The organism is Synechococcus sp. BA-120 BA3 (assembly GCF_034931285.1).
Taxonomy (GTDB): Bacteria; Cyanobacteriota; Cyanobacteriia; order PCC-6307; family Cyanobiaceae; genus Cyanobium.
This window is the reverse complement of the sequence record NZ_JAYGHZ010000398.1, coordinates 1-3,348: the sequence shown is the minus strand read 5'-3', so window position 1 is coordinate 3,348 and position 3,348 is coordinate 1. Positions and strand designations below refer to the sequence as shown.

The following is a 3,348-nucleotide window of genomic DNA, read 5'->3' as shown; positions in this document are numbered from 1 at the left end:
CAGTCCATCAGGGGCGGGATCAGCCCGGGCGGCACCCAGGCCGTCGGCGCTTCCTGCCTGAGCAGCAGGCCGAGGTCCCGGGCCGCGCTCATCACCGTGCTGCCGTGCTGCAGCTGCTGCTGGGCCCGCAGCACCGCCGCGTCCGGCTGGCCGTGGATCAGCGTCCGTTCGGCCGCCAGCTGGGGCAGCTGGCGGCGCAGGCCATTGCGGCGCTCCCGCAGGGCCGCGAACGTCTGCTCCGGTTCGGCCATGTCCGGCAGGCCTTCCAGGAAGCGGGCCAGATCGAGCAGCCAGCCGTCACAGGAGGCCTGCCAGGCGCTGGAGGACCGCTGGCTGTAGATCTGCCGCGACACCACCATCCCCAGGATCACGCCCAGGACCGTCATCACCATCCGCCAGAAGACGTAGTGCCACCAGGCGTCGCCGTGGTTCATCAGGCTGCCCGCCACCATGTGGCCGCCCACCACGAAGCCGCTGGTCAGGCCGGCGGCGAAGCCGAACAGGCGCACCAGGGTCAGTCCCAGGAACACCCCGAGGGCGCTGGACAGGCCGCCGAGGACCCCCGCGGCGATCACCACGGCGAGCAGACCCAGCAGGGTGCCGATGATCCGCTCCCGGCCGGCCAGCACGCCGCCGCCCAGGTCGGTCTCGAGAATGATGAGCACCCCCAGGGCCAGGAACAGGCCTTCCGGCAGCGCCGCGTGGTTGCAGGCGGCCACCACCAGCGCCAGCACCGTCCCGTTGCGCACGATCACGGCCGAGCGTCCCGGAGCTGTCATGGCGCTGCCGCCAGGCTCCGCAGCCGCAGCAAGGCCTCGTGGCAGGCGTCGGCGTCGATGGAGCGCAGCATGGCCGGCACCCGGACCATGGCGACCGCGTGGCGCAGCGCCTGCTCGAGCGCCTCGTGCCGCTGCTGCATCCCCTCACTCGCCAGGCCGTGGGCCTGGGGGCTGCGCAGCACGGCGGCGCGCACGGCGCAGTGGGCGGCGTAGGCGCTGATCAGTTCCTCCGCCCCGTCGTGGGAGCGGCCAGCCAGCAGGGCCTCGATCCGGCCCAGCAGACCCCGCTCGCTGTCCTCCAGGCGCTGCAGCGGTGAGCGGAACCAGAACAGCCGTTCGACGGCCATGCCCAGCAGCAGCCCCAGCAGGTGCCAGCCGGTCCTGTCGACGACGTACCAGCCCCCCATCCGCTCGTGGGCGGGGACCGCCAGGATCAGCACGGTCATGATCACCGCGTTCATCAGCGTGGCCGGACTCAGCCCCAGCCGGCGTCCCAGCAGCTGGATCAGCACGTAGCCGATCCCGATGGCCAGCCAGTTGTGCAGGGCCTGGGTGAGCAGCACCACCACCGCGCCCCCGAACACGGTGCCCACGATCCGTGCCCAGGCCGCCTCCCGCGACGCCTCCGGTGTGGGCAGCAGGCTGCGGGCAGCCCCGTAGACCACATAGAAGCCGTCGATCGCGTTGACGTCCGGTCCGGCCGCCGCGTGGATGCCGGCCGCGAGGAACCCGGCGAACCCCACCTGCAGGGCATTGCGGATCTGCTGGGGCGAAGGAGAACGGGGGGGCATCGAGCCGACGGGCCAGGCGCCGCCGGGAGATCAGGCCACAGGATGGCGGGCCTGCGCCGATCGGCACGGGCGGATCTGGTGGGGCATGGACGGTCCCCTTAAGCTGCGCCAGATCACCCCATGAGAGACCGGATGGAGATCCCAGGAGTCCACCCAGAGCAATCCGGGCAGGACGCCGTGGAGGTGAAGCCACCGGCGAAGGTGGACATCTACACCTACCGCTTCTCCTCCGACTGCATCCGGGCCAAGGGTCTGCTGGACAGGCTCGGGGTCACTTACAACGAGTTCATCATCGACGACGACGAGATCAACAAGGAGGTGATGATGAAGCGCTCCGGTGGGCGCACCAGCGTTCCCCAGATCTTCATCGACGGCATCGCCATCGGCGGCTATGGCGAGCTCGCCAAGCTCCACTCGGCCGGTGATCTCGGCCCCATCCTGCGTCTGAGCGCGTGAGCGGCGATCGGGATGCCCAGCTGTTCGTGGTCGATCCGATCACGCGCCTGCGGCCGGCCAAGGACTCCAGCGTCGCCCTGATGCAGGCGGCCCAGCGGGCCGGCCTGGCGGTGTGGGTCTGCACCCAGGCCGATCTCTCCTGCGCCGATGCTGACGACGGCCGCCACCGACCTCGGGCCTGGGCCCAGCCGGTGCGCCTGGCCCCGATGGCGGCCAGTGCCGAGGGCTGGAGCGTGCCCGATCCCTGGGTCGAGGCCGACGAGCCCCGCGACCTGCCCCTGGATCACTTCCGCTGGATCTGGATGCGCAAGGATCCGCCGGTCGATGAGGCCTACCTCTACACCACCCAGCTGCTGGAGCTGGCCGAGCCCTTCGGGGTGCGGGTGCTCAACCGCCCGGCGGCCCTGCGCTCCTGGAACGAGAAGCTGGGTGCCCTGCGCTTCAGCCATCTGATGGCGCCCTCGCTGGTCAGCGCCCGGGTGGAGCAGCTGGCCGCCTTCGCCGCCGGCCACGGGGAGGTGGTGCTCAAGCCCCTGGCGGGCCGGGCCGGCCAGGGGGTGGTGCGGGCCACGGCGGCGGCCCCCGGCCTGCGGTCCCTGCTGGAGCTGGTCACCCTCCAGGAGACCTTGCCCGTGATGGTCCAGGCCTTTCTGCCCGCGGTCACCGCCGGCGACAAGCGCATCCTGCTGGTGGACGGCGAACCCCTCGGCGCCGTGAACCGGTTGCCGAAGGCGGGTGAGTTCCGCAGCAACCTGGCCCTGGGGGGCGCTCCCGTCGCCGCCGACCTCACCGACGCCGAGCACCGCATCTGCGACGAACTGGCGCCGGTGCTGCGGGCCGAGGGCCTGTTCTTCGTCGGCATCGACGTCATCGACGGCCGGCTCAGCGAGATCAACGTCACCAGTCCCACCGGGGTGCGGGAGGTGGAGTGGCTGGGCCGCCGGCCCCTGGCCGATCAGGTGATCGAGCGCCTGCTGGCCGGCTGACGGCGGCCCGCCTCAGTCGAAGCCGGCCGCCACCGGCAGGTTGAGCTGCTGCTGCAGCACCCCGAGCTTGAGCGCCACCTCCTGCAGTTCCCGCTCGGGGTGGGAGCCCCGCACCAGCCCCGCCCCGGCGGTCAGCTCCAGCTGCCGCCCCCGCAGGGTGCCGCTGCGGATCGCCACCCGCAGGTCCGTGTCGCCTTCGGTGTCGATCCAGCCGATCGGGGCGGCGTAGTGCCCCCGTTCGAACGGCTCCAGGCTGCGCAGCCAGGCCATCGCCTCGCGCCGGGGCAGGCCCGCCACCGCCGGGGTGGGGTGAAGGGCCTCGGCCAGGGTGAGGGG

General features: G+C 72.2%; 5 protein-coding genes. 2 read left to right on the top strand and 3 right to left on the bottom strand.

Annotation, left to right across the window (positions count from 1 at the left end; all coding sequences use genetic code 11):
• A partial coding sequence (locus tag VB737_RS15815; RefSeq protein ID WP_500314357.1) for an FUSC family protein occupies positions 1-779 on the bottom strand: 779 nt, incomplete at its 3' end.
• The gene (locus tag VB737_RS15810) at positions 776-1,570 is read right to left on the bottom strand and encodes an FUSC family protein (RefSeq protein ID WP_500314356.1); all 795 of its coding nucleotides are present in this window, start codon (positions 1,568-1,570) and stop codon (positions 776-778) included. The genes VB737_RS15815 and VB737_RS15810, both read right to left, overlap by 4 nt.
• Positions 1,571-1,702: 132 nt before the next feature.
• Between VB737_RS15810 and VB737_RS15805 the strand changes: the two genes are divergently transcribed.
• Together VB737_RS15805 and gshB are read left to right on the top strand one after the other, a co-directional pair.
• Positions 1,703-2,026: a glutaredoxin domain-containing protein gene (locus tag VB737_RS15805; RefSeq protein ID WP_500314354.1), complete on the top strand. Its 324-nt coding sequence runs from the start codon at positions 1,703-1,705 to the stop codon at positions 2,024-2,026.
• The gene (gshB, locus tag VB737_RS15800; RefSeq protein ID WP_500314352.1) at positions 2,023-3,012 is read left to right on the top strand and encodes a glutathione synthase; all 990 of its coding nucleotides are present in this window, start codon (positions 2,023-2,025) and stop codon (positions 3,010-3,012) included. The genes VB737_RS15805 and gshB overlap by 4 nt, the downstream gene beginning before the upstream one ends.
• 12 nt (positions 3,013-3,024) lie before the next feature.
• On the opposite strand, the gene VB737_RS15795 is transcribed toward gshB, so the two are convergent.
• Positions 3,025-3,348: chorismate-binding protein (locus tag VB737_RS15795; protein WP_500314350.1), on the bottom strand; the 324-nt coding region annotated here is incomplete at its 5' end.